Below are 25,746 nucleotides of genomic sequence, written 5' to 3'. Positions count from 1 at the left end.
CCAGACTGACCTACCGTGCCAAGGCCCGGACCACCCTGTCCCACTGCTCCAGCGATTCCGGGATTCCCGCCACCGGCACCCGTTCGTTCAGCCCATGGGCAAAGCCGTCTTCCGCCTTCATGAACAGGCTGGACACGCCATAGCTGGGCACGCCCAAAGCGCGGAAATAGAGGCTGTCGGTAGCGCCCGCCGACATGCCGGGCATCACCGCGATGCCCGGCGAACGGGCCAGCACGGCACCGCGCACCGCCCGCATCACATCCCCGCGCAGGGGTGACGCATCGCTCGCCAGCGGATCGCCCAGCGTCTTCACCGTGGCGCTGGCGTCATTCACCACCTTCACCAGTTGCGCCTTCACATCTTCGATGCTGACGCCGGGAAAGATGCGGCAATTGACGCTGACCTTCGCGCTTTGCGGCAAGGCGTTGAGCGCATGGCCCGCCTGCGCCATGGTCGCGACGCAGGTGGTGCGCACCTGCCCGATAAATTCCGGGCGGGTGGACAGCAGGTCCGCCGCCGCCGCATCGCCGCTCTGGGCATAGCGCTTCATCGCCTGCCCCACCTCGCCGCCGATCCGGTCGGCGGACAGCGCCAGCGACGCCTTGGTCAATTCGTTGCGCATCGGCGGGAATTTATACGCCGCGATCGCATCGATTGCCCTGGCCATGCGATAGATCGGATTGCCCGGCGTCGGTGCGCTCGAATGGCCGCCAGCATCCGTGAAGGCGAATTCGAAATCGGCATAGCTCTTCTCTCCGGCCTGCAACTGGTACAGTACCGGCTTGCCCTCGTCATTGAGCAGCCCGCCACCGCCATCGCCGTTCAGCAGCAGTTCCAGATCTTTATATTGCTGCGACAATGCCTTGGTCGTCACCATGTCGGTTTCCTCGTCCCCCGACAGGATCAGGATGACCGACCGGCGCGGTTTCCAGCCTTCCTTTTTCAGCTGCGCCATGGTCGCGACCATCATCGCGACATCATATTTATTGTCCTCCGACCCGCGCCCGAAAATATAGCCATGCTCCTCCACCGGCACGAAGGGATCGCGGGTCCAGTCCGCCCGGTCCGCCGCAACGACGTCCATATGACCGATCAGGCCCAGGGCTTTCAGCTTCGGATCGCTGCCCTTGATCGTCGCGGTCAGGGTCGCCGTCTCACCCATCGGCGTGATGACGACATCCGCGTCGGCAAAGCCCGCGCTTTTCAGCACCCCGGCATAATAGGCCGCCAACTTGGGCACCTGCCCCTCGCCCTGCACCGTCTTCATCGCTACGGAGCGCATGAGGATGTCCTTGGCCACGCCCGCATCGGCCGCCGCCTGCACGGCTTGCGGCGCTGCCAGCAATGCCATCCCCATTATTGCGCCGCGCATCATCATATATTGAAACTCCCGGATGGATTGATCCGTCATATCTGGCATAGCGGATCAGCCGGGCCAATGCGTTTGACCGGTCGTAAGCGGAAAGAGGACCACCTTATCCGCGTTGCATCCCCCTGAAAGAATTGCTTGCGCGCAATCGGAGCGCCGGTTCCCATATTGCGCGTCAAAACGCCTACAGGATCGATACCCATGGCCATCAACTATCGCAGTTTCGGATTTCAGGTGCTGGCCGGCATGGTCGTGGGCCTGTTGCTGGGCCTCCTCGCGCGCCAGATGGGCGCAGGGCCGGATGGCGACCTCAACTGGCTGGCGACCACGCTCAAGACGGTGGGCTCCATCTTCGTGTCGCTGCTGAAGGCGATCGTCCCGCCCTTGGTCTTCGCCGCGATCGTCGCATCGATCGCCAACCTGCGTGCGCTCGACAATGCAGCGCGCCTCGCCGGACAGACCCTGCTCTGGTTCGCCATCACCGCCCTGATCGCGGTCGCCATCGGCATCGCCATCGGCGTCATCGTCCAGCCAGGCGCCGGCCTGCAAGGCGCGGCTTTGCCCATGGGCAAGAGTGACAGCATGGGCGGCTGGCTCGATTTCCTGAAGGGCCTGGTCCCCGGCAACAGCCTGGCGCTGTCAGCCGGCACCAAGATCACGGATGGCAGCGCATCCACCAGCATCAGCTTCAACATCCTGCAATTGCTGGTCATTTCGATCGCGGTCGGCCTTGCCACCTTGAAGGTCGGGGAAAAGGCCGATGCCTTTCTCGGCTTCGTCCGTTCGCTGCTGGCCGTGGTGCGCGCGATACTGGGCTGGGTGATCCGCCTGACGCCGATCGGCTCGGCCGCGCTGATCGGCACCGCCATCGCCACCTATGGCTGGAGCGCGCTGGCACAGCTTGGCACCTTCACCGCCGCCATCTATCTCGGCCTCGCGCTGGTGCTACTGGTCGTCTATCCGCTGCTGCTGATCGCCAATGGCCTGAAACCCGGCCCCTTCTTTGCCAAGGCGTGGCCGGCAATCCAACTGGGTTTCGTGTCGCGATCGTCGGTCGGCACCCTGCCCGTTACCGAAGCCGTGACCGAACGGCTGGGCGTCGACAGGGGCTATGCGGCCTTCGCCATTCCGCTCGCTTCCACCACCAAGATGGATGGCTGCGCATCGATCTACCCCGCGCTTGCCGCCATTTTCGTCGCGAACTTCTACGGCCTGCCGCTGCACGCTATCGACTATGCGCTGATCGTCTTCGTCTCGGTCCTGGGGTCGGCTGCGACGGCGGGGCTGACGGGAGCGATCGTCATGCTCACCCTCACCCTATCCACCCTCGGCCTGCCGCTGGCGGGCGTGGGCCTGCTGCTTGCCATCGACCCGATCCTCGACATGGGCCGCACGGCTGTCAACGTCGCGGGTCAGGTGCTGGTCGGGGTGATCGTCGCTAAGCGTGAGGGGATTTTGGACGAGGCCGCCTATTATGGCGCTCCCGATCCGACCGGCGAACAAGCGTTGACCTGACGCGCGCGTGGGACCATGGACGGCCCCATGACACAGCATCAGGTTCACATCATCGGCGGCGGCATGGCCGGTACCGAAGCGGCATGGCAATTGGCGCAGGCCGGCATCAAGGTTCGCCTGTCCGAAATGCGCGGCGGCGGGGATACGACGCCCGCACACCAGACGGATGGCCTTGCGGAACTGGTCTGTTCTAACAGCTTCCGGTCCGACGATGCGGACAAGAATGCCGTAGGCCTGCTGCATCAGGAAATGCGGCGCCTGGGATCGCTCATCATGGCCAGTGCCGAACCGGCCAAGGTGCCCGCCGGCTCCGCACTGGCGGTTGATCGCCATGTCTTCTCCGACGCCGTCACCCGCGCGCTGGCCGATCATCCCAATGTGGAGATCGTGCGTGAGCGGATCGACATGGTGCCGACCGAGGGCATGACCATCATCGCCACCGGGCCGCTGACCGCGCCCGGCCTTGCGCAGAGCATCGGCCAGGCGGCGGGCATGGAGCATCTGGCGTTCTTCGACGCGATCGCCCCCGTCATCCATCATGACAGCATCGACATGGACCAGTGCTGGATGGCCAATCGCTGGGACAAGATCGGTCCGGGCGGTGGCGAGGGCAAGGATTATATCAACTGCCCGATGGACAAGGACCAGTATCAGGCCTTCGTCCAGGGGTTGCTCGACGGCGAAAAGACCGAGTTCAAGGAATGGGAATCCAGTACCCCCTATTTCGAAGGCTGCATGCCGATCGAGGTGATGGCGTCACGCGGGCCCGAAACGCTGCGCCATGGACCGATGAAGCCGATGGGGCTGGACAATCCGCGCACCGGCCGCTGGCCCTATGCCGTGGTGCAGTTGCGGCAGGACAATGCCAGCGGGACGCTGTGGAACATGGTCGGTTTCCAGACCAAGCTGAAACATGGCGCGCAGGTCGAATTGTTCCGCACCATCCCCGGCCTTGAAAAGGCGGAGTTTGCGCGGCTGGGCGGCCTGCATCGCAATACCTTCATCCAGAGCCCCAAGCTGCTCGACCCGACGCTGCGCCTGAAAAGCGCCCCGCATATCCGCTTTGCCGGACAGATGACCGGCTGCGAAGGCTATGTGGAGAGCGCCGCGATCGGCCTCATCGCCGGGCGTTTCGCCGCCGCCGAACTACTGGGTCGCGAATTGACCCCGCCGCCGGCCGATACGGCGCTGGGCGCGCTGCTCGGCCATGTGACGGGCAATGTGGAAACGGCGGACTATCAGCCGATGAACGTCAATTTCGGCCTGTTCCCGACGCTGGCGGATGTGAAGAAGAAGAGCCGCAAGGAAGCCTATACCGCCCGCGCCCGCGCTTCCTTCGGGGTGTGGATGGGGGATATGGAGATCGCATAACGCACAGATCCGGTCGGTTTCAGCCCTAGCATTTGCATCTGGCCTTGGCCGCGCGCTTGGGCGCGGTAGCCGCGAACTCGGCCGGGGTCAGCTTGCCATCCTTGTCGGCATCCGCCACGCCGAACCGGTCCGCAGTCGCCACCGCCCATTCCTCGAACGACAACAGATTGTCGCCATCCTTGTCGAGCGCCTTGAACGCCCTGGTCCGGCTGCCCAACATCTCGACGCGGGTGATGACGCCGTCGCGATTGCGATCGTAGCGGGCGAAGCGCTTCTGCTCCCGGCTCTGAGGACTGGCCTCTCCCGGCATGGGGGGCGCATCGCCGACGGCATCAGGGTCGCCTTCGGGCAGGCTCTCGACTTCGGGCGGCGGTGGCGGTGCGGCGGCCAGTTGGGGCACCGGCGCATTGTCCGCCCGCCCCTGCCACCAAAATAATCCGCCTGCGACCAGCAACAGCGCTGCCATGCCGCCCGCCAGCAATCGCCCCATGCCGCGCTCCTCCGATCAAGCAGGCGCCAGCCTATCCTGACAATCTAGCGCCCTACAAGCGCGATTCGCAGCAATCGCCAGGCCAGCGCCCGCGATATCCCGGTCGGCGCCCCGCGCCCGTCCAGCACATCCTGACGCGCCAGAGTGAAGGCGATACGCAGCGGCTTTAAGTCCCGCGTCCAGCGCGCATCCTCCACCTGTGGCAATATGGCCTGCGCCAGTTCGATCGCAGCCTTGGCCAGCGCCTCATCCGCGACATGCCCCGCCAGATCCCACAACGCCCAGACCTGTCCCGCCGCCGTCAGCCAATCCGGCGCCTCCGAAGCATCGGCAAGCGCCCGAAACAGGCCACCGCCGCGCCCGGCCGCATAGTCGCTCAGGCCCGGCAGGTCGATTTCCGGCTCGACCACCAGCACTTCCCAACCGTCGATCAGCGCCGACAGTCCGGGCGCGCGTATCGCGCCGGTCGCCCGCATCGCATCGACCACCGGCTCGCCCTGCCCCTTCACGTTCAGCCCCTTCACGCCGGCCGCGTCGTCGATGACGTCATTCCACCAGGCCAGGCGCATCTGCCCGATCATCGCTTCGCTGGTGGTCCGCGCCACCTTCGCCAACCGCGCGTCGAACGCCCAGAGCGCCCGGTGCCGATCCCCCTGTCCAACGCTCGCATGCGCGCTCAGCAATATCGCCAACGGCGGCAACGCCTCTTCGGTCAGGCTCATCGCGCAACTCCCGCAATGCAGGGCGTTCGCCAAGTTATCGGTCCTTTAACCATCTTCCTCATACACATTCTAACGAGTGCGCCCGCATAGGCGGACAGGCTGCCCGGCCCGGATGTGGGGGGTATGAGGCGCGACATGGGTGATTGCAGGCGAATGGGCAAGGTAAACGAACAACCTATTGGTTTTCTACGGCGGCTGGCGGGCAACCAGTCCGGCAACGTCATGGCGATGGTCGCCGCAGCAATCATTCCGCTGGCCGCGCTGATCGGCGGCGGCCTGGACATGAGCCGCGCCTATATGGCCCGCGCCCGCATGCAGCAGGCCTGCGACTCCGCCGCGCTGGCAGGCCGTCGCGCCATGACCGGATCGTCCATGACCGCCGCCAACATCACCGAGGCCCGGAAATTCTTCGACTTCAACTTCCCTCAGGGTACGTTCCAGACCTCCGGTTTCGAACCGGTCATTCGAAGCAAGCCGGGCGAGACGACCACTGTCCAGGTGACGGCGGAATCGACCATCCCGACCACGCTGATGAAGATTTTCGGCTATACCACCCTACCGCTCAGCGTGACCTGCGAAAGCCGGTTCGACATCGGCAATACCGATGTGATGATGGTGCTGGATACCACCGGGTCCATGGCCTATTCCATCTCGGACGGTAATGGCGGCACCACGACCCGTCTGGCGGCGCTCAAGCAGGCAGTGAAGGATTTCTACGACACGTTGGGTGCGGGGTCGGACACCACCGGCCGCATCCGATATGGCTTCATGCCCTATAGTTCGACCGTCAATGTTGGTTATCAGTTGCCGTCAAATTATCTCGTCGGTGGGGCTAGCGGCGAGACATGGAATTATCAAACCCGGCGCCTCATCACCACCTATACCGATTCCAGCCAGACCGGTAGCTGGGTCTATAGTTCAGGCAACGTTTCGGGCTGGACTACGCAAAGCACCACATCCGGCGGCACTGCGTCGAGCTGCACCGCACCGGCTAACACGCTGACGACTAATACATCCGGACCTACGACGTCCAGCAACACCGCTTCCAACGGCACGATCACCAATTCATCGACCACCACGCGCGTGACGAATGGCCGCGAATACAGGGCGTCCTATACCGCCGCAACCGCAGGCTACTGGAATTGGTGGACATGGGTGCCGGGCACTCCCAGCAGCTGCACGATCCAGTATCGAACCTATACAAATTACACCGAAACAAAAACCGACTCGACGACCCGTACTCCTCAATATAGCTGGGAATATGGGCAATACCCCCTCGACGTATCTGGTTTCATCACCGGCAACGCTATCGCTAATCCCGCTTATAACAGCAGCGTGCCTAATGATGCTGAAGGCAACGCCGTACCGGCCACGACGACGTGGGCAGGCTGTATAGAGGAACGCAAGACAAATAACTCGATTACAGCGACGTCTTCGACATCCTCAATCCCATCGGATGCTCATGACCTTAACATAGATGAACTACCTAACGATACTGATACCAAATGGCGTCCTCATTGGCCACAGGTCGAATTTACTCGACTAGGTAGCTATCTCAACTCGCAATCCCGGATTGACGGCGGGTGGAATGCCTGCCCGTCCCAGGCACGCAAGCTTGCCAGCTATAGTAACCGGACATCGACGCCCACCGGCCAGAGCAGCAGCTTCAACAGTTATGTCGACGGGCTGATTGCGGTTGGCGGTACCTATCACGACATCGGCATGCTCTGGGGTGCGCGCTTCCTTTCCCCCAGTGGCATTTTCGCAGGCGACAATGCGAACGCACCAAACGGGTTCAATATTTCACGGCATATCGTATTCATGACTGATGGCGACATGAGCGCCTATCAAAGCGTCTATGGCGCCTATGGCTATCAGCTGCTGGACGGCCGCATCGCCGCGACCAATACGGGCGACACATCGTTGACAGCGATCCACAACAACCGACTGACGATGTTGTGCAATTCGATCAAGGGCATGGGCATCACCGTCTGGGTGATCGGTTTCCGCAACCAGTCGGAAGGCGACATCCAGGCTCCGCTGCAAGGTTGCGCCACATCGTCCAACCACTGGACGATGGCCTATACCGCCTCGGCGCTCAGCCAGAAGTTCAAGGATATCGCCAAGAATATCGGCGGGTTGAGGCTGTCGCAATGATCGGACGTCTCGCACGCTTCATCAGCCGCATGCGCCGCAATGCGCGCGGCGCGACGCTGGTGGAATTCGGGCTGGTCGCCGGGCCGCTGATCCTGACGATCATGGCGATCGGCGACCTGGGCTATCAATCCTATCTGCGCGCCGTGACGCGCGGCGCATTGGAAAAGGCGGCGCGGGCGGCGTCGGTGGGTACGCTCAACAGTACCCAGATCGACGCCTATATCGAAGCGCAGATGGCGACGATCAACACGAAGAACGGCACGACGTCGACTACCAAGAAAAGCTATTACAACTTTTCCCGCGTCGGAAAGCCGGAGAAGATCACGACCGATACCGCCCCGCTGGGCAGCTATAATGTCGGCGACTGCTATGAAGATGCCAATGGCAATGGCGCCTACGATTCGAACAGCGGCGCCAGCGGCCTGGGTGGCGCGGACGATATCGTCTATTATGAAGTGACGGTATCCCTGCCACGCCTGTTCCCGCTGGCCAAATTGCTGGGCTGGAGCGAGACGCAGACTGCCACCGCATCCACGATGGTGCGCAACCAGCCATGGGCGAACCAGACCACCCCGGCGATAAAGTGCAGCTGACGATGCGGAGACCCGATTTGCCCGCCTTTATGCGCCGCCTGCACCGCGACGATCGCGGGCTGGCCATGATCGAGTTCGCTTTTGCGCTGCCCGTGCTGCTCATTCTGGGCCTGACCGGTCTGGAATGTGCCAATCTGGCGATGGCGCATTTGCGCGTCAGCCAGGTCGCGATGCTCGTCGCCGACAATGCCGCGCGCGTCCGCACCTCGATCGACGAAGCCGACGTCAATGAAATCATGACCGGGGCCGACCTGTCCACCGACTCCCTAAAACTGAAGGCGAACGGGCGCATCTTCCTGTCCGATCTGGAACCCAACGGAAAGACCGGCAGCAGCGCTGGCAATTATATCCGGTGGCAGCGCTGCTGGGGCAGTGGCAACTTCACGTCCAGCTATGGCGTGGCGGGCAACGGGGCGAATGATGCGTCGATGAAGGACGGCATGGGGCCGGGCACTACGGCGGCAACCAAGGTCGCCCCGTCCAGCGGCACCGCCGTCATGTTCGTCGAAGTCGCTTATAAATACCAGCCTATGGTCAGCGACACGATCTTCGGCAGCAAGGTCATCCGTTACACCAGCGCCTTCAACGTGCGGGAACGGACCGATCAGGATATGAAGAATGCCGGCAGTTTGCCAACCAGCGCGCAGGCGGTGTGCACCTGACGGCTCGCCGAAGCGCACCATTCCGGGCATGAAAAAAGGGCGGCCCTTACGAGCCGCCCTTTCCTGTTTCTACCGATAGCCGGTCTTACTTGTAGCAGACCTTCTTGGCCGCCGCGACCACGCGAGCCGCGTCGATCAGCGCCAGCTTTTCAAGGTTGGCGGCATAAGGCAGCGGCACGTCTTCGTTGGTGACGCGCAGGACCGGGGCATCCAGATCGTCGAAGCCCTGCTCCATGACCACGGCGGCGATTTCCGACGCGATCGAGCAGGTCGGCCAGCCTTCTTCCACTACGACGAGGCGGTTGGTCTTCTTGAGGCTTTCCAGCACCGTCGCCGTGTCGAGCGGGCGCAGCGTGCGCAGGTCGATCACTTCGGCGTCGATACCTTCCTCAGCCAGCGTCGCAGCCGCGTCGAGCGCAAGGCCCACGCCGATCGAATAGCTAACCAGCGTGACGTCCTTGCCCGGACGCATGATGCGGGCCTTGCCGATCGGCAGGACATAATCATCGACCTTGGGCACGTCGAAGCTGCGACCGTAGAGAAGTTCATTCTCCAGGAACACGACCGGGTCGGTCGAGCGGATCGCGGCCTTCAGCAGGCCCTTGGCGTCGGCCGCGTCATAGGGCGCGATGACGATCAGGCCAGGGACCGCGGCATACCAGGGACCGTAATTCTGGCTGTGCTGCGCGCCGACGCGGCTGGCCGCGCCATTGGGACCGCGGAACACGATCGGGCAGCGCATCTGGCCACCGGACATGTAGTTGGTCTTGGCCGCCGAGTTGATGATGTGGTCGATCGCCTGCATGGCGAAGTTGAACGTCATGAACTCGATGACCGGGCGCAGGCCGCCCATGGCCGCGCCCGCGCCGATGCCGGCAAAGCCATATTCGGTGATCGGCGTGTCGATGACGCGCTTGTCGCCAAACTCGTCGAGCAGGCCCTGCGTCACCTTGTAGGCGCCCTGATATTCGGCGACTTCCTCACCCATCACGAAGACGCGCTCATCCTTGCGCATTTCTTCGGCCATCGCGTCGCGCAGCGCTTCGCGCACCGTCGTCTTGACGAACTCAGTGCCTTCGGGAAGGTCCGGGTCGGCCACGGTCGCTCGGGCTTCCGACGCCAGCTTGGACGTGCCGCTTTCGGCCTTCTTGGGGGCTTCCTCAGCCTTGGGTGCTTCGGCCTTGGGTGCTTCGGCTTTGGGTGCTTCGGCTTTGGGTTCAGGGGCCGGCGCGGCTTCTTCCCCGCCTTCGCCCGCCATCGTGGCGATCACGGTGCCGACCTTCACGCCTTCGCTGCCTTCGGCGATCAGGATCTTGCCGATCTGGCCTTCATCGACGGCTTCGAATTCCATCGTCGCCTTGTCGGTCTCGATTTCCGCCAGGATATCGCCCGACTTCACTTCGTCGCCTTCCTTCACCAGCCATTTGGCCAGCGTGCCCTCTTCCATCGTCGGCGAGAGCGCCGGCATCTTGATTTCGATACCCATTAATATTGCTCCACCAACACGTCGGTATAGAGTTCAGCCAGTTCCGGTTCGGGCGAGGTTTCGGCGAAGTCGGCGGCTTCGGCCACGACCTTGCGGATATCCTGATCGATCACCTTGATCTCATCTTCGCTGACGCCGGCTTCGATCAGATATTTCTTCACGCCCTCGATCGGGTCGGACTTGTCGCGCATCGCCTGCACTTCCTCGCGCGAGCGGTACTTGGCCGGGTCGGACATGGAGTGACCGCGATAGCGGTAGGTCTTCATTTCCAGCAGGATCGGGCCATTGCCCTCCTGCACCCATTTCAGCGCTTCTTCGGTCGCGCCACGCACGGCCAGAACATCCATGCCGTCGACCTGAAGGCCGGGGATGCGGAAGCTTTCGCCACGGCGATAGAGCTGGTCTTCCGACGATGCGCGGTTGACGCTGGTGCCCATGGCGTACTGGTTGTTCTCGATCACGAAGATGATCGGCAGCTTCCACAGTTCGGCCATGTTGAACGATTCATAGACCTGGCCCTGGTTGGCCGCGCCGTCACCGAAATAGGCTACGCACACGCCGCCATCGCCATTATATTTGTGCGCGAAGCCCAGGCCCGCGCCCAGCGACACCTGCGCACCGACAATGCCATGGCCGCCAAAGAATTTATGTTCGACACTGAACATATGCATCGAACCGCCCTTGCCGCGCGAGATACCCGCTTCGCGGCCGGTCAGTTCGGCCATGATCAGCTTGGGGTCGATGCCATAGGCCAGCATGTGGCCATGGTCGCGATAGCCGGTGATGACGCTGTCCTTGCCGGGCTTCAACGCCGACTGGATGCCGACGGCAACCGCTTCCTGACCGATATAAAGGTGGCAGAAGCCGCCGATGAAACCCAGACCGTACAACTGGCCGGCCTTTTCCTCGAAACGGCGAATGAGGACCATCTGCCGATAAAATTCCAGCAGCTCTTCCTTGCTGGCCTTGTAATCGGTCGGCGTTTCCGGGCGCGGCCGGTTATGGTCCGCACCGGCAGCGGCGGGTGCAGCCGCCTTTGCCTTTGCGCTTGCAGCGCGCGGCGTGGTTGGTTTCGCCAAGGCTATTATCCTTTTGCGTGGGGGTAGGATGGAAGGAAGTGCGATATAGCGACAGAGTTGCATATATTGCAACTGCGGACCCCCGGAATCCGGCCAGAACCAATAGCTATTACCGAAAAATGATGGCTTTGGACGCGCCAGTCACAGACTGGCAAAACGCGCTCGCAGCAAAATTGCGAACGGAAGGATATCTACGCAAAATCCTTTCGCGTACGTCACGCATCCGTAACGTCAATGCCCGTTCAGTTGAGGGGCACGACCACTTCGTCATGGTGAATCACGCCCAGCTGGCGACGGATCAATTCGTCGCTCAGGTCGGGGTCGACGCGGCGCGGATTGAGCAGGTCGACGCGATTGCGCAATTCGGCCTGTGCGTGGCGGGTCTGCTTCAATTCCGCCTGCGCGACATGCAACTGGCGCGAATAATCGCCCCATGCCAGCACCCCGTTGGCCCCCAACACGACATAGCCGGCGAAGAACAGCAGGAGGAGCAGCGCAATCGCAGGGCCGATAGCCGACCACAGGAGGAGACGAAGTTTCGCGATATGCGCCATAAGTCAGAAGAATCACAGGAAAAGGCCGGCCGCAAGCGAAAAATGCTTCGCTTGCGGCCGGCCGAGTCTCTTTGCGTTTTTAACGGAAGATCGAGCGTCCGGCATAGACGGCGATGTCGCCCAATTCTTCCTCGATACGGATCAGCTGATTATATTTGGCCAACCGGTCCGAACGGGCCAGCGACCCGGTCTTGATCTGACCGCAATTGGTGGCGACGGCGAGGTCGGCGATGGTCGAATCCTCGGTTTCGCCCGAACGATGCGACATGACCGCCGTGTAACGCGAACGATGCGCCAGATCGACGGCGGCCAGCGTTTCGGTCAGCGTGCCGATCTGGTTGACCTTGACCAGCAGCGAGTTGGCAAGCCCCTTGCCGATGCCCATGGCAAGACGGGCCGGATTGGTGACGAACAGGTCGTCGCCAACCAGCTGCACCTTGCTGCCGATCTTGTCGGTCAGCGCCTTCCAGCCTTCGAAATCATCTTCACTCATGCCATCTTCGATAGACTTGATCGGATAATCGGCGGTCAGTGCGGCCAGATAGTCGGCCATTTCGACCGGCGTCAGCGACAGGCCTTCGCCCGTAATTTCGTAACGGCCGTTCTTGAAAAATTCCGTCGCGGCGCAATCCAGCGCCAGCACGACGTCGTCGCCCGGCTTGTAACCGGCCTTCTCGATCGACAGCATGATGAAGTCGAGCGCATCGCGGGTCGATGCGATGTTGGGAGCAAAGCCGCCTTCATCACCAACCGAGGTCGCCAGCCCCTTGTCGTGCAGACCTTTTTTGAGCGTGTGAAAGATTTCCGAACCGATGCGGACCGCGTCGGCGATGCTCTCGGCACCGACCGGCATGATCATGAATTCCTGGAAGTCGATCGGATTGTCGGCATGTTCGCCGCCATTGATGATGTTCATCATCGGCACCGGCAGGACATGCGACTGCACGCCGCCGACATAGCGATAGAGCGGCAGGCCGCGCGCGTCGGCCGCAGCCTTGGCGGCGGCGAGCGATACGCCCAGGATCGCGTTGGCGCCCAGGCGCGACTTGTTTTCCGTGCCGTCGAGCGCGATCATCGCGGCGTCGACTTCGCCCTGATCCTCGGCGTCCAGGCCGATCAGCTCGCCGGCAATCTCGTCATTGACGGCGGCGACAGCCTGAAGCACGCCCTTGCCCAGATATTTGCTGGCATCGCCGTCGCGCTTTTCGACCGCTTCATAGGCCCCGGTGGATGCGCCCGACGGCACGGCGGCGCGGCCGAAGCTGCCATCTTCCAGCATGACGTCGACTTCGACGGTGGGGTTCCCACGGCTGTCGAGGATCTGGCGGGCGTGAATATCGAGAATGGCGGTCATGATCGCTCCTGCACTTAGCGTCGTGGCGGAGGGCCGTGCGGCCCTGAATGCGCGCTCCGCTTAGCCAGCGCCTTCCCTATTGGCAATGCGGGGGCTTGCGCAGACGCAAAAAATGCCGATGGTCGAAAATGTAACGGCAACGGAACTGTAGGCCGCTGCGAGGCATTTGACCCATGATGCCCGCCGGATTCGCCGGCCCCATGTGATTATGAAAGGGAGACTGAGGACGATGGCCGACACACCGGAAACCCCGCCCGTCAAGCGCGTGAAGAAGACGCCCGTCGCCAAGCCGACCAAGGCGAAAGCGGCAAAATCGCCGATCGCCAGCCCCTCCTCGCCTGCCGTGAAGACGGCGCCGGTCAAGAAGGCTGCCACTCGCAAGGCGCCTGTGGCCAAGAAGCCGGGCAATGGCGCCGCCTCGCACGGCTGGACCGCGCAGATCGCGCCGATCAAGGCGCAGGCCGAAAAGGCGGCCAAGGTCGCCACCGACAAATTCAATGCGGTCGATTGGAAAACCCATATTGACCCGATCAAGGAACAGGCCGGCAAGACCGCAAAGACCGCCGCTGGCGTCGCAAAGGACAAGACCGGCACGACGCTGCAAAGCCTGGCCAAGCTGATTGCCGACACCGCCGGCACGGTCGATTCCAAACTCGGTCCGCAATATGGCGATTATGCCCGTCAGGCGGCGGAATCGGTCGCGGGCGCAGCGGATTCGCTGGATGCCAAGGATGTCGATCAGCTGATCGGCGAAGCGCGTGATTTCGTGCGGAAAAGCCCGGCAGTCGCGATCGGTGCGGCGGCCGTTGTCGGCTTCGTGCTGATGCGCCTTGCCAAGGGATCGGACGACAAGGCGTAAGCCCTCGGACGATCTGCATATTCCGACCGACGCACAGGCCCGCAAGGCGGGGCGGAGGCCCAATTGACTGACGAACCAGCGGATACGGCGGCAACGCTGCCGACCGATGGGCAGCCCGACGGCGCGCCCGAAGATCATGCGCGCGACGAAAGCGTGAAAGAGGTGCTGGCGCGGCTCTACGCCGACGGCCGCGCCTATGCCGCCGCCGAAGCGGAGAAGCAAAAGCTGCGCGCCGGGATCATCGGTGCGGGCGTGCGCAATGCCGCCATCTTCGCCATGGTGGCGCTCATGCTAGCCTTTGCGAGCATCGTCGCCCTGCTGATCGGGCTGATCATCGCCTTGGCCCAATTGGTCGGGCCGCTCTGGGGCACTTTGATCGTGGTGGGCGGCGGATTGCTTGTCACCTTGCTGCTGCTGCTGGCCGCCAAGGGTTGCATCACCCGCATGAAGAAGGCGATCGCGCCATGAACCTGGAAAGCCGCTATCGCGCCGCTTGCGAACGGGCAGAGGCCGCAAAGGGTCGGCTCAACCTGACAGCGCAGGAGGCCAAGGCCCGCGTCACCCCCGCCCGGCTCAAGCAGGATGCCAGGGACAAGGCCAGCGGGGCCGTACGGGGCAGCATCGCGCAGATCGGCGCCAAAGTGCAGCAGCGTCCCGTCGCAATCGGCGCGGCAGCCACCGCCTTCGGCCTGTTTCTCTTCCGTCGCCCGCTGGCGGCACTTTTCGGGCGGCTGTACGTTCGTTTCAGGAACACAGACCCAGATAATTCGGAGAATGACGATGGCTGACATTCGCGCCCAGATCACCCGCGTTCGCGAGGCCGCCAATGATGCGGCCCTCAATGCGACGGACAAGATCAAGGACACCACCGACAAGGCGCGCGAAAGCGCCGGCGACCTGATCCAGACCAGTCGCGACAAGGCCAGCGAAGCCTATGGCGATGCCAGGGATCGCACCGCCCGCGTCGCGACCCGCGCCAATGAAATCGTGCAGGAACATCCAATCGCCGCAGTGGCCGGTGCAGTCGCCGTGGGTGCCGTCGTCGCCTGGATGTTCCCCAAGAGCCGCGCCGTCATGAAGGCGCTGCCGGGGCTGGCCGTCACCGCCGGATCGCGCGTAGTGGAGGCTGCCGTCGCTGCCCGCGCCGCAGCTGCGGAAGGCGCAGAAACGGTCAAACAGGGCGCGGCAAGCGCTATCCATGTTGCCGCCGATAGCGCAGGCGGCATCAGGAAGAGCGCTGCCAATGCCCTTCACGCCGCCAGTGACGTCGCAGCCGACGCGCGCGACAGCGTGACGTCCGCCGACCTGCCGGCCAAGGCATCCAAGCTTGCCGATGAGGTGGCAGCCCTGGTCGTGGCCAAGGTCGATGCCTTGAGCGATGCCATCAAGGCACGATTGCCCAAAAGCTAATCGCGATTGCGGCAAACGCAATCGACGCTTGCCGCTCCTCTCCTTGGCTGATGCCGGCGACGATGCTAAGGCGTCGCCATCAGCCACAGGAGAATATAAAAAACCATGAGCAAAATGCATCTGGTGATGGGCGGCCGCGTAACCAATCCGCAGACGCTGGAATTTCAGGATCTGTCCGCCGTCGACCTGGTTGGCGTATATCCCGACTATGCTTCGGCCGAAAAGGCCTGGCGCAGCGCAGCGCAGCGTACGGTCGATGACGCCGAGATGCGCTATGTCATCGTACATCTGCACCGTCTGCTCGAACCGGAGCTGCCGAGCGCCTGATATGAAAGCGCACCTGTTACCCGGCGAAGTCGATGGGAGTCACGTGACTCCCATCAAGGGTTCAGGTTAAGCGTAAATCTGGACCCCGGCCTTCGCCGGGGAACAGCAAGCCAAAAGCCTCAGTTTACCGCCCGCGGCTTTTTCCGAAACCGCCAGCGCAGCAAGGGCCGCGTCATCGCCAGCCCCACGATGAAGCCGCCGATATGCGCGGCGATCGCGATCTTCCCCAATTCGTTCATGCCCGCACCACTGGCGATGCCGATCATCAGCTGTACGGCAATCCAGCCGGCCGCCAGCCACAAGAGCCGCACCAGATTGGCCGACAAAGGCCCGAAGGCGCGCACCTGCTGCTGGCTGTAGAGCAGCGCATAGGGCGCGATGATCGCGGAAATGGCGCCGCTCGCGCCCACCATGGGATTGGTCGATCCGGGATCGATCGCCCATTGCGCCAGGCAGGCGCCATAGGCCCCCACGACATAGAGCGCCAACGTCCCGCCCAAGCCCAGCACATGCTCCACCTGCCGCCCGCAAAACAGCAGCATCAGCAGGTTGAAGCCGATATGCAGCCAGCCGGCATGGATGAACGTGCAACTGAGCGGCGTCAGCCAGGCCGGCACGGCGGCCATGCCGTCCAGCAGCGACGGATCGCCCAGCCGTGCGGGAATGAAGCCGCCGATGATCGCGGCATTGTCAACCTGCCCCGTCAGAAACAGCAGCAGGAACGCGACGAAAGTGATCGCCGCAATCCCGTTGGTCAATCGTCCGGCCGGCAGTTTCACGGTCAGATGAAATCGATCTTGTCGACCTGGTAGAATTTGTCGCCCGACGGGACGGACACTTCCACATCTTCGCCGACGGTGCGGCCGATCAGCGCGCGGCCCAGCGGGCTGTTGTACGAAATCCTGCCCAGCTTGGCATCCGCCTCGGCCTGACCGACGATCTGATATTTCACCGGCTTGTCGTCTTCGTCCAGCAACGTCACGGTCGCGCCGAAGATGATCTTGTCACCCGACAGCATGGTGGGATCGATCACCTGCGCCCGCGACAGCTTGTCTTCCAGGTCGTTGATCGTCGCTTCGACCTGACCCTGCCGCTCCTTGGCCGCATGATATTCCGCATTTTCCGACAGATCGCCATGCGCGCGCGCTTCTTCGATGGCGTCCACGATCAAAGGCCGCTCGGCCTTCAATTCGCGGAGCTGCGCGTTGAGCTTGTCATAGCCCATTTGCAGCATCGGCATCTTCTCGACGGTCGCCATTCCCTAAAATCCTTCGTCAAAACTTCCCTGTGGCGGCCCCTTCTTTCAGGAACCGCCCCGCAGCATCATTCCTGTGCAGGGGATCAAGCGTGCGACAGGGGATAATAGGACTGGAGCGAGCGCACTTCAAGGGGATGACCCCGCAAAGCCTCGATCGCATCCGCCGCAGCGACGCTGGCGGCCGCCGTGGTGAAGCTTGCCACCTTCTGGCGCAGGGCGCTGGTACGGATCGCCTTGCTGTCCTTCAAGGACTGCCAGCCTTCGGTCGTGTTGAAGATCAACTGCACGTCGCCGTCGGTAATCTTGTCCACGATATGGGGACGCCCCTCGGCAACCTTGTTCACCTTCTCCACCGCGATGCCATGTTCGGCCAGATAGTCGGCCGTGCCGCCGGTCGCGATCAGCCTGAAGCCCATGGCCACCAGCTTGCGCGCGGCGGGCAGGATGACCGGCTTGTCGCTATCCTTGAGCGAAATGAACACCGTACCGCTGGTCGGCAGCACGGTACCCGCACCGATCTGCGCCTTGGCAAAGGCGATCGCGAAATTGCTGTCGATCCCCATGACTTCGCCGGTGCTCTTCATTTCCGGCGAGAGGACCGGATCGACGCCGGGGAAGCGATTGAACGGGAAGACCGCTTCCTTCACCGCCACATGGTCGATGGCATTGCGGTCGATCCTGGGCAGATCCTTGATCTTCTCGCCCGCCATCACGCGGCTGGCGATCTTGGCGATCGGCGTCCCGATCGCCTTGGCGACGAAGGGCACGGTGCGGCTGGCGCGCGGATTGACCTCGATCAGATAGACGGTGCCATCCTTGACCGCGAACTGGATGTTCATCAGGCCGCGCACCGACAGGGCGTGGGCCAGCACTTCGGTCTGGCGCTCGATTTCCGCGATGATCTCGTCCGACAGGCTGTATGGCGGCAGCGAACAGGCGCTGTCACCCGAATGCACGCCCGCTTCCTCGATATGCTGCAACACGCCGGCCACGACCACATCGTCGCCATCGCACAGCGCATCGACATCGACCTCGATCGCGTCGCGCAGATACTGGTCGATCAGCACCGGCGAGTCGCCCGATACCTTGACCGCCGTGGTAATATATTCCTCCAGCTGCGCCTGACCATCGACGATCTCCATCGCCCGGCCGCCCAGAACGTAGCTGGGGCGCATCAGCACGGGATAGCCGATGCGATTGGCGACCGCGATCGCTTCCTCGCGGCTGCGCGCGATGCCGTTGGCCGGCTGACGCAGCTTCAGCTTGTCGATCAGTGCCGCGAACCGCTCGCGATCTTCGGCCAGGTCGATCGCGTCGGGCGATGTGCCCAGGATCGGGATGCCCGCATCCTCCAGCGCCTGCGCCAGCTTGAGCGGCGTCTGCCCGCCAAACTGCACCAGCACGCCCGCCAGCGTCCCCTGCGACATTTCGACGGCCAGGATTTCCAGCACGTCTTCGGCCGTCAGTGGCTCGAAATAGAGGCGGTCGGACGTATCATAGTCGGTCGACACGGTTTCCGGGTTGCAGTTGACCATGATCGTCTCATAGCCGACCTCGCTCAGCGCGAAGCAGGCATGGACGCAGCAATAATCGAACTCGATCCCCTGCCCGATCCGGTTCGGGCCACCGCCCAGGATCACGACCTTCTTGCGGTCGCTGGGCTGCGCCTCATTCTCCGCCTCGCCGAACAGCGGCGCTTCATAGGTGGAGTACATATAGGGCGTCTTCGCCTCGAACTCGGCGGCGCAGGTGTCGATGCGCTTGAAGACCGGGCGCACGCCCAGCTTGTGGCGCAGCTTGCGCACTTCATCCTCGGTCACGCCGCCGGTCATCGCCTTGACCGCCTCGTGGATCAGGCCAGACCCGCGCGCGATGCCGCGTTCCATGCCGCGCAGGTTCGCCGACTTGAGCGCCAGATAGGCCAGCCGTTTGTCGGAAAAGCCCATGGATTTGAGGCGGCGCATGCCATCGGCGTCCTGCGGCAGGCCGTTTTCCAGCACTTCGCCTTCGGCATCGACGATTTCCTTGATCCGCTCCAAGAACCAGGGGTCGAACTTGGCGATATTATGGATTTCCTGAACGGAAAGCCCTTCGCGCAGCGCCTGAGCCGCGACCAGCAGCCGGTCCGGCGTCGCCTGCGCCAAGGCGGCGACGATATCGTCCTTGGGTGCGCCGACCAGATGATCGACATTGTTGAAGCCCGACAGGCCCGTTTCCAGACCGCGCAGCGCCTTCTGCATGGATTCATGGATGTTGCGGCCGATCGCCATGACTTCGCCGACGGACTTCATCGCGGTGCCCAGCAGCGGCTCGGCGCCCTTGAACTTCTCGAAGGCGAAGCGGGGAATCTTCGTCACGACATAGTCGATCGTCGGTTCGAACGATGCCGGGGTCGCGCCGGTGATGTCGTTCGTAATCTCGTCGAGCGTATAGCCCACCGCCAGCTTCGCCGCGACCTTGGCGATCGGGAAGCCCGTCGCCTTGGACGCCAGCGCGGACGAGCGCGACACGCGCGGGTTCATTTCGATCACGATCAGGCGGCCGTCCTTCGGATTGACCGAGAACTGCACGTTGGAACCGCCGGTTTCCACGCCGATTTCACGCAGCACCGCGATGCTCGCGTTGCGCATGATCTGATATTCCTTGTCGGTCAGCGTCAGCGCCGGCGCGACGGTGATGCTGTCGCCCGTATGGACGCCCATCGGATCGACATTCTCGATCGAACAGATGATGATGCAATTGTCGTTGCGATCCCGCACGACTTCCATCTCATATTCTTTCCAGCCGATCAGCGATTCCTCGATCAGCACCTCTGTCGTCGGCGACGCATCCAGCCCGCCACGCACGATGTTGACGAACTCTTCGCGATTATAGGCGATGCCGCCGCCGGTGCCGCCCATGGTGAAGCTGGGCCGGATGATCGAGGGAAGACCGGTAAACTCCAGCGCCTCCAGCGCCTCATCCATCGTATGCGCGATGCGAGAGCGGGCGCTTTCCAGCCCGATCTTGTCCATGGCGTCGCGGAACTTGATCCGGTCCTCCGCCTTGTCGATCGCCTCTGCGTCCGCACCGATCATCTGGACGCCGAACTTTTCCAGCGTACCGTCATTGTAGAGCGCCAGTGCCGTGTTCAGCGCCGTCTGCCCGCCCATCGTCGGCAGCACCGCGTCCGGCCGCTCCTTCTCGATGATCTTCGCCACGATTTCCGGCGTGATCGGCTCGACATAGGTGGCGTCGGCAAATTCCGGGTCGGTCATGATCGTGGCCGGGTTGGAATTCACCAGGATGATGCGATAGCCCTCTTCCTTGAGCGCCTTGACCGCCTGCGTGCCCGAATAATCGAACTCGCACGCCTGGCCGATGATGATCGGACCAGCGCCGATGATGAGGATGGAGGAGATGTCGGTTCTTTTAGGCATTGACTGTGACGCTCCAAAGCCCTCTCCCATGGGGGAGAGGGTTGGGTGAGGGTATGAAACGGTGGCGGAAAAGCGTTTGACCAGCATCGCGCGAAAGCTGCGCGGCGAACTGACCGAAGCGGAAAAATGTCTCTGGGCGCGATTGCGCGGCAGTCAGATCGTCGGCGTTAAATTCGTCCGGCAATTCCCCATCGGCCCGCATGTGGTCGATTTCGCCTGCCGAAGCGCGAAACTTGTCGTTGAACTGGATGGCGGACAGCACGCGACCAGCGAAACTGACGCCGCGCGCACAGCGCTCATCGAAGCCCATGGCTATCATTTGATCCGCTTCTGGAACCACGACGTCTTGTCTAATATGGAAGGCGTCCTGGAAACGATCCGGTCCGAACTGAATCTCGCCAGAAACCTTCTCCCTTGAGGGAGAAGGATACGAAGCCTTGCCAGCGTGCTGGCTAGGCGAAGTTGGATGAGGGTGTAGCGTGGCGACTGCATATTCCATCAGCGCAGATCCCCCTCACCCCGACCCTCTCCCCTCAGGGGAGAGGGAGAAGAAAAGCGACACGAACTCAATGCACGCCCCCCGCCTGCGCCTCGCAGCCCCAGCCGTCATATTCGACGCCGCAGAGGATTTCGATCTGGAGGCATTTCTTTGTCAGGGCGCGGATCGACGCTTCATCGACCGGCTGCACACATTCCAGGAACAGGAACAGGTCGCCTTCCTCATCTTCCTCGCGGTCCAGTTCGACGAAGCCGAACTGGCTGGCGATGACGAGGACGCGCTCGAAGTCCTTCTCGCTGCCCCGGAAGCTGACGTCCACGGGCCGCGCGATGCGCGCCACGTCGCCATTGCGCTTCAGGTTGGCAAGAACGTCCTTGTCCGCCTCCCACTCGGCGGCAAGACGCGCTTCGTCGACGGGGGGCAGGTTCTGGCTCACGCCGCGACCGGCTTCTTGATGCCGTCCACGAACCGCTTGAACAGGTAGAAACTGTCCTGCGGCCCCGGCGAGGCTTCAGGATGATATTGCACCGAAAAGGCGTTCTTGTCGGTCAATTCGATGCCGCAATTGCTGCCGTCGAACAGCGACACATGGGTCGATCGCGCATTGGCGGGCAGCGTGTCGACATCGACCGCAAAGCCATGGTTCATCGACGTAATCTCGACCAGCCCGTCCGACAGCCGCTTGACCGGATGGTTCGCGCCGCGATGGCCCTGATGCATCTTGATCGTCTTGGCGCCCACCGCCAGACCCAGCAGCTGATGGCCAAGGCAGATGCCGAAGATCGGCACATTGTCGGTCAGCAGAGCCGCGATCACCGGCACGGCATAGGCGCCGGTCGCGGCCGGATCGCCCGGACCGTTGGACAGGAACACGCCATCGGGCTTTTGCTCGATCACTTCTTCATAGGTCGCCGTCGCGGGCAGCACGGTCACGCGCGCGCCGGCCTGCACCAGATTGCGGAAGATGTTGTTCTTCGCGCCATAATCGATCGCGACGACATGGGGGCGCTCATCACCGGCCTCGTTCAGGCCATAGCCAAAGCCCAGCTTCCAAACGCCGTCCTTCCACAGGCGGCTTTCCTTGCCCGTGACTTCGATGGCAAGGTCCATGCCCTCCAGCCCCGGCCAGCTTGCAGCCTTCGCGCTCAGCGCTTCGATATCGAAATTGCCTTCCGGATCATGGGCGATCACGACATTTGGCGCGCCCTTGATACGGATGAGGCGGGTCAGCGCGCGGGTATCCACGCCGGCCAGACCGATGCGCCCCTGCTCCTTCATCCACTGGTCGAACGGTTCGACATTGCGGAAATTGCTGGGCGCGGTGACGTCCTGCCGCACGATACAGCCCAGCGCATGGGGGTGCAATGCCTCCACATCGTCCAGGTTGGTGCCGACATTGCCGATATGGGGAAAGGTGAAATTGACGATCTGCCCGGCATAGCTGGGATCGGTCATGATCTCCTGATAGCCGGTGATGGAGGTGTTGAAGCACAGTTCACCCACCGCATCGCCGACCGCACCAAAGCCGCGGCCGAACACGGCGCTGCCATCGGCAAAAACCACGACCCCTGTCGCTCCTTTGGGCACAATAAGGGTTTTGGCGTCTGCCATGGTCTGCGGTCCTTTATGCTTTTGCTAAGAACCCGTCTGGTGCGGGTTAAACGGCCGGTCACCTATGCCCCCAACGGCGTGAGGTCAACGTCTGTTAAAAATCTCTTTTGCCGCTATATCTGCTCCTTTCCGCAAGAGACAGGATATATTCGCCCATGATTCGCGACACCATCAAGAGCGCCCAGGTCACCGCCATGAAGGCCGGCGACAAGGAACGCCTGGCTGCCGTGCGCCTGATCCTGGCGAAGCTGAAGGACCGCGACATCGAATTGCGCACCGCTGCGAACGTGCCGGATGACGATGCCGTGGTGGTCGAAGTGCTTCAGAAGATGGTGAAGCAGCGCCGCGAATCGATCGACATGTTCAAGAGCGGCGGCCGCGACGAACTGGCCGCCAAGGAACAGGCCGAACTCGACGTGATCGAAAGCTTCCTCCCCGCACAGCTCAGCGAAGAGGAAACCAAGGCCGCGATCGAAGGCATCAAGGCGGAAGTCGGCGCGCAGAGCGTGAAGGACATGGGCCGCGTGATGGCCGTGCTGAAGGAACGCCATGGCAGCGTCATCGACATGAGCAAGGCGAGCGGACTGGTAAAGGCGGCGCTTGTGTGAGTGAGGACGGGGAAGCGCTACCTGTTCTCCCCCTCCCGCCTGCGGGAGGGGGCCGGGGGGTGGGCTCACCCTATCGACTTGCGCGCCCGACCATTGACGCACGCAATCTGCGCAACGACGCAACCCAAGCCGAGCGGCTACTCTGGAGCCGATTGAAAGGCGCCCAACTCGCAGGCCTTAAATTCAGCCGGCAGCTGCCTATAGCCGGCTTCATCTGTGATTTTGTGTGCCGCTCCCGCAAGCTGGTCGTCGAATTGGACGGCAGCCAGCATGTCGATGCAGCAGATTATGACGCCATGCGGACCAGAAAGATCGCAGCGCAGGGCTACCGGCTGATCCGCTTCTGGAATAATGATCTCACTGAGAATCTAGAGGGCGTGTTGGAAACTATCGTCAGGGCAGCTTTGGGTGGCCCGGTTGAGCCCACCCCCCTGCCCCCCTCCCGCAAGCAGGAGGGGGAAGAAGGCGCGTGACCCTCACTCCCCAATGGCTGGACGAACTGCGCGCGCGTACGTCGCTCTCCACCCTCATCGGCAAAACCATCAAGGTCACCAAGGCGGGCCACGAATATAAGGCCTGCTGCCCCTTCCATAATGAAAAGACGCCCAGCTTCACGATCAACGACGAGAAGGGCTTCTACCATTGCTTCGGTTGCGGCGCGCATGGCGATGCGATCCGCTGGATGACGGACCAGCGCGGCCTCCCCTTCATGGAGGCGGTCAAGGAACTGGCCGCCGCCGCCAGCATGGACGTGCCCGCCGCCGATCCGCGCGCGGCCAAGCGCGCCGAGGCGGCCAGAGGGTTGCATGACGCGATGGCCGCGGCGCAGGCCTTCTTCGAAGAGCAGCTCGCCGGCATCGATGGCGGCGAAGCGCGCGCCTATCTGCAAAAACGCGGCATGACCGACGCCACCCGCCGCGCCTTCGGCTTCGGCTTCTCGCCGGACGGACGCGGACGCCTCAAGACCGCGCTCAAGGATTATGGCGAACCGATGCTGGTCGAGGCCGGGCTGCTGATCGACCCCGAAGCACTGGAACAGGGCAAGGGCGCCGGGAAAAAGCGCGAAAGCTACGACCGTTTCCGTGGCCGCCTCATGTTCCCCATCCGCGACATTCGCGGCCGGGTCATTGCCTTTGGCGGACGCATATTGGGCGCGGGCGAGCCCAAATATCTGAATTCGCCCGACACGCCGCTGTTCGACAAGGGCCGCACCCTCTACAATATCGACCGCGCCTCCCCTGCCAGCCGCGCGACCGGCCGCGTCATCGTGGTCGAAGGCTATATGGACGTCATCGCGCTGGCCCAGGCCGGCTTTGGCGAAGCCGTCGCCCCGCTCGGCACGGCGCTCACCGAACATCAGATCGAGCGGCTGTGGAAGATGGTCGAAGTCCCCGTCCTCTGCTTCGACGGCGATTCGGCCGGGCAGAAGGCCGCTATGCGCGCCGCCACCCGTGCCCTGCCCCTGCTGCGCCCCGGCCATAGCCTGTGCTTTGCCACCCTGCCGCCGGGGCAAGACCCCGACGACCTGATTCGCGCCAGCGGCCCGCAGGCGATGGACGCGGTGCTGAACGCTGCCGAACCGCTGATCGAACGGTTGTGGAGCCATGAACTCTCCGCCATGCCGCTCGAAACGCCCGAACAGAAGGCGGCGCTCAAACAGCGGCTTCGCGCCATAACGGATGCGATCGCCCATCCCGATGTGCGCGCCCATTACGCCCATGAATTTCGGGAGCGCTACGACGCCCGCTTCTTCGCCCGCCGCGACTCCGCCCCCGCGCAGCAGCGCTTTCAGGGCGGCGGAGGCGGGGGTGGCGGCAATGGCGCCCGCTGGCAACGCGACAAGCGCGGCAACTGGAAGGCGCCTATTCCGCCGGCCGGCACCGAAGTCCGGGCGATCGGCGCCAGTGGGATGGAACAGCGCCTGCTGCGCGCCGTCCTTGCCGCCCTGCTGCGCCACCCGGCACAGATTGCGCCGCACAGAGAGATGCTTTCGGCCCTGCAAATCGGCGATCCGATGCTGGCGCAGATGCTCGCTGCGATGATCAGCCTGTCGTTCCGTAAAGAAACAGTTGAAACACAGGCCCTCCTTACCATATTGGGGCAAGGTGAGTTGTATAATATGGCCAAGGGGATGCTCCGGGCCGATGCTTTCACACTCACTCCCGACAGGATGGCAACCGACCCTGATCGCCTATCGCGCGATCTGGAGGAAGCCATTCGGGTGATGGCGCAGGGACCGGAGCTGGAAACGGCACTGGTGGAAGCCACGAAACGGTTCGAGAGCGACTTCAGCGAAGCCAATTTCGCTGAACAGCAGCGTATTCGCATGCTGAAGGCCGATCACGACCGTCGCGTAGCGGAACTTGCGCAGTCCGAAGACATTGTTTGATTTATGTTAGCCCT

26 protein-coding genes are annotated in these 25,746 nt (G+C 62.8%); 14 read left to right on the top strand and 12 right to left on the bottom strand.

Annotation, left to right across the window (positions count from 1 at the left end):
• Positions 1–10 precede the first annotated feature (10 nt).
• A complete protein-coding gene (locus tag AC07UX_RS02945) occupies positions 11–1,378 on the bottom strand; it encodes a M20/M25/M40 family metallo-hydrolase (RefSeq protein ID WP_495191771.1) in 1,368 nt (455 codons plus the stop codon).
• A gap of 192 nt (positions 1,379–1,570) precedes the next feature.
• Here AC07UX_RS02945 and AC07UX_RS02940 point away from each other — a divergent pair, with 192 nt between their 5' ends.
• The gene (locus tag AC07UX_RS02940; RefSeq protein WP_495190512.1) at positions 1,571–2,884 is read left to right on the top strand and encodes a dicarboxylate/amino acid:cation symporter; all 1,314 of its coding nucleotides are present in this window, start codon (positions 1,571–1,573) and stop codon (positions 2,882–2,884) included.
• A gap of 27 nt (positions 2,885–2,911) precedes the next feature.
• Positions 2,912–4,255, top strand: a complete 1,344-nt coding sequence (trmFO, locus tag AC07UX_RS02935; RefSeq protein WP_495190511.1) for a methylenetetrahydrofolate--tRNA-(uracil(54)-C(5))-methyltransferase (FADH(2)-oxidizing) TrmFO — start codon at positions 2,912–2,914, stop codon at positions 4,253–4,255.
• 25 nt (positions 4,256–4,280) lie between these two features.
• On the opposite strand, the gene AC07UX_RS02930 is transcribed toward trmFO, so the two are convergent.
• Both AC07UX_RS02930 and AC07UX_RS02925 read right to left on the bottom strand, forming a co-directional pair.
• Positions 4,281–4,745 (bottom strand): EF-hand domain-containing protein, encoded by a 465-nt coding sequence (locus AC07UX_RS02930; protein WP_495190510.1) that lies wholly within the window; start codon positions 4,743–4,745, stop codon positions 4,281–4,283.
• A 44-nt stretch (positions 4,746–4,789) separates the two neighbouring features.
• Positions 4,790–5,467: a hypothetical protein gene (locus AC07UX_RS02925; RefSeq protein ID WP_495190509.1), complete on the bottom strand. Its 678-nt coding sequence runs from the start codon at positions 5,465–5,467 to the stop codon at positions 4,790–4,792.
• A gap of 153 nt (positions 5,468–5,620) precedes the next feature.
• Here AC07UX_RS02925 and AC07UX_RS02920 point away from each other — a divergent pair, with 153 nt between their 5' ends.
• Genes AC07UX_RS02920 through AC07UX_RS02910 form a run of 3 tightly spaced genes read left to right on the top strand, consistent with a single transcriptional unit; the run spans position 5,621 to position 8,879 of the window.
• A complete protein-coding gene (locus AC07UX_RS02920) occupies positions 5,621–7,624 on the top strand; it encodes a TadE/TadG family type IV pilus assembly protein (RefSeq protein ID WP_495190508.1) in 2,004 nt (667 codons plus the stop codon).
• Positions 7,621–8,217, top strand: a complete 597-nt coding sequence (locus AC07UX_RS02915) for a TadE/TadG family type IV pilus assembly protein (protein ID WP_495190507.1) — start codon at positions 7,621–7,623, stop codon at positions 8,215–8,217. Before AC07UX_RS02920 ends, AC07UX_RS02915 begins: the two co-directional genes overlap by 4 nt.
• Positions 8,218–8,246: 29 nt before the next feature.
• Positions 8,247–8,879 (top strand): TadE/TadG family type IV pilus assembly protein, encoded by a 633-nt coding sequence (locus AC07UX_RS02910; protein ID WP_495190506.1) that lies wholly within the window; start codon positions 8,247–8,249, stop codon positions 8,877–8,879.
• An 85-nt stretch (positions 8,880–8,964) separates the two neighbouring features.
• Here AC07UX_RS02910 and AC07UX_RS02905 read toward each other — a convergent pair whose 3' ends face one another.
• From AC07UX_RS02905 to eno, 4 genes are all read right to left on the bottom strand, one after another.
• Complete coding sequence (locus AC07UX_RS02905) at positions 8,965–10,365, bottom strand: pyruvate dehydrogenase complex E1 component subunit beta (RefSeq protein WP_495190505.1); 1,401 nt, start codon at positions 10,363–10,365, stop codon at positions 8,965–8,967.
• Complete coding sequence (gene pdhA, locus AC07UX_RS02900) at positions 10,365–11,444, bottom strand: pyruvate dehydrogenase (acetyl-transferring) E1 component subunit alpha (protein ID WP_495190504.1); 1,080 nt, start codon at positions 11,442–11,444, stop codon at positions 10,365–10,367. Before pdhA ends, AC07UX_RS02905 begins: the two co-directional genes overlap by 1 nt.
• Before the next feature lie 242 nt (positions 11,445–11,686).
• Positions 11,687–11,998, bottom strand: a complete 312-nt coding sequence (locus AC07UX_RS02895; RefSeq protein ID WP_120249688.1) for an FtsB family cell division protein — start codon at positions 11,996–11,998, stop codon at positions 11,687–11,689.
• A gap of 79 nt (positions 11,999–12,077) precedes the next feature.
• On the bottom strand, positions 12,078–13,352 hold the full coding sequence (gene eno, locus AC07UX_RS02890) for a phosphopyruvate hydratase (RefSeq protein ID WP_495190503.1): 1,275 nt from the start codon (positions 13,350–13,352) through the stop codon (positions 12,078–12,080).
• 229 nt (positions 13,353–13,581) lie between these two features.
• On the opposite strand from eno, the gene AC07UX_RS02885 reads away from it, so the two are divergent.
• The 5 genes from AC07UX_RS02885 to AC07UX_RS02865 all read left to right on the top strand — a co-directional run bounded on the left by AC07UX_RS02885 (position 13,582) and on the right by AC07UX_RS02865 (position 15,948).
• Complete coding sequence (locus AC07UX_RS02885) at positions 13,582–14,211, top strand: hypothetical protein (protein ID WP_495190502.1); 630 nt, start codon at positions 13,582–13,584, stop codon at positions 14,209–14,211.
• A gap of 63 nt (positions 14,212–14,274) precedes the next feature.
• Positions 14,275–14,679, top strand: a complete 405-nt coding sequence (locus AC07UX_RS02880) for a hypothetical protein (protein ID WP_495190501.1) — start codon at positions 14,275–14,277, stop codon at positions 14,677–14,679.
• Complete coding sequence (locus AC07UX_RS02875; RefSeq protein WP_495190500.1) at positions 14,676–14,999, top strand: hypothetical protein; 324 nt, start codon at positions 14,676–14,678, stop codon at positions 14,997–14,999. The genes AC07UX_RS02880 and AC07UX_RS02875 overlap by 4 nt, the downstream gene beginning before the upstream one ends.
• A complete protein-coding gene (locus AC07UX_RS02870; RefSeq protein ID WP_495190499.1) occupies positions 14,992–15,621 on the top strand; it encodes a hypothetical protein in 630 nt (209 codons plus the stop codon). The genes AC07UX_RS02875 and AC07UX_RS02870 overlap by 8 nt, the downstream gene beginning before the upstream one ends.
• A 105-nt stretch (positions 15,622–15,726) precedes the next feature.
• Positions 15,727–15,948, top strand: a complete 222-nt coding sequence (locus AC07UX_RS02865; protein ID WP_120249682.1) for a DUF4170 domain-containing protein — start codon at positions 15,727–15,729, stop codon at positions 15,946–15,948.
• Positions 15,949–16,067: 119 nt separating this feature from the next.
• On the opposite strand, the gene AC07UX_RS02860 is transcribed toward AC07UX_RS02865, so the two are convergent.
• The 3 genes from AC07UX_RS02860 to carB form a co-directional block, all read right to left on the bottom strand.
• On the bottom strand, positions 16,068–16,727 hold the full coding sequence (locus AC07UX_RS02860) for a rhomboid family intramembrane serine protease (RefSeq protein WP_495190498.1): 660 nt from the start codon (positions 16,725–16,727) through the stop codon (positions 16,068–16,070).
• Between the two features lie 2 nt (positions 16,728–16,729).
• Positions 16,730–17,206 (bottom strand): transcription elongation factor GreA, encoded by a 477-nt coding sequence (gene greA, locus AC07UX_RS02855; RefSeq protein WP_495190497.1) that lies wholly within the window; start codon positions 17,204–17,206, stop codon positions 16,730–16,732.
• Positions 17,207–17,289: 83 nt separating this feature from the next.
• A complete protein-coding gene (gene carB / locus AC07UX_RS02850; protein ID WP_495190496.1) occupies positions 17,290–20,625 on the bottom strand; it encodes a carbamoyl-phosphate synthase large subunit in 3,336 nt (1,111 codons plus the stop codon).
• 76 nt (positions 20,626–20,701) lie between these two features.
• On the opposite strand from carB, the gene AC07UX_RS02845 reads away from it, so the two are divergent.
• Positions 20,702–21,043 carry an endonuclease domain-containing protein gene (locus AC07UX_RS02845; protein WP_495190495.1) on the top strand — a complete coding sequence of 114 codons (342 nt, stop codon included), beginning with the start codon at positions 20,702–20,704 and terminating at the stop codon, positions 21,041–21,043.
• 148 nt (positions 21,044–21,191) lie between these two features.
• Here AC07UX_RS02845 and AC07UX_RS02840 read toward each other — a convergent pair whose 3' ends face one another.
• Positions 21,192–21,560 (bottom strand): ribonuclease E inhibitor RraB, encoded by a 369-nt coding sequence (locus tag AC07UX_RS02840; protein WP_495190494.1) that lies wholly within the window; start codon positions 21,558–21,560, stop codon positions 21,192–21,194.
• The gene (gene carA, locus AC07UX_RS02835) at positions 21,557–22,735 is read right to left on the bottom strand and encodes a glutamine-hydrolyzing carbamoyl-phosphate synthase small subunit (protein WP_495190493.1); all 1,179 of its coding nucleotides are present in this window, start codon (positions 22,733–22,735) and stop codon (positions 21,557–21,559) included. The genes AC07UX_RS02840 and carA overlap by 4 nt, the downstream gene beginning before the upstream one ends.
• Positions 22,736–22,890: 155 nt before the next feature.
• On the opposite strand from carA, the gene AC07UX_RS02830 reads away from it, so the two are divergent.
• The 3 genes from AC07UX_RS02830 to dnaG are packed head-to-tail and all read left to right on the top strand — an operon-like array spanning position 22,891 to position 25,732.
• Positions 22,891–23,343, top strand: coding sequence for a GatB/YqeY domain-containing protein (locus AC07UX_RS02830; protein ID WP_495190492.1), 453 nt, complete (start codon positions 22,891–22,893; stop codon positions 23,341–23,343).
• Between the two features lie 59 nt (positions 23,344–23,402).
• Positions 23,403–23,816 carry an endonuclease domain-containing protein gene (locus AC07UX_RS02825; protein WP_495190491.1) on the top strand — a complete coding sequence of 138 codons (414 nt, stop codon included), beginning with the start codon at positions 23,403–23,405 and terminating at the stop codon, positions 23,814–23,816.
• A complete protein-coding gene (dnaG, locus tag AC07UX_RS02820; protein WP_495190490.1) occupies positions 23,813–25,732 on the top strand; it encodes a DNA primase in 1,920 nt (639 codons plus the stop codon). Before AC07UX_RS02825 ends, dnaG begins: the two co-directional genes overlap by 4 nt.
• Positions 25,733–25,746: the final 14 nt, after the last annotated feature.

The sequence above is a fragment of the Sphingobium sp. GW821-FHT02B05 genome (assembly GCF_059421905.1).
The sequence above is the reverse complement of the archived record's forward strand: the minus strand, read 5'-3'. Positions and strand labels throughout refer to the sequence as shown.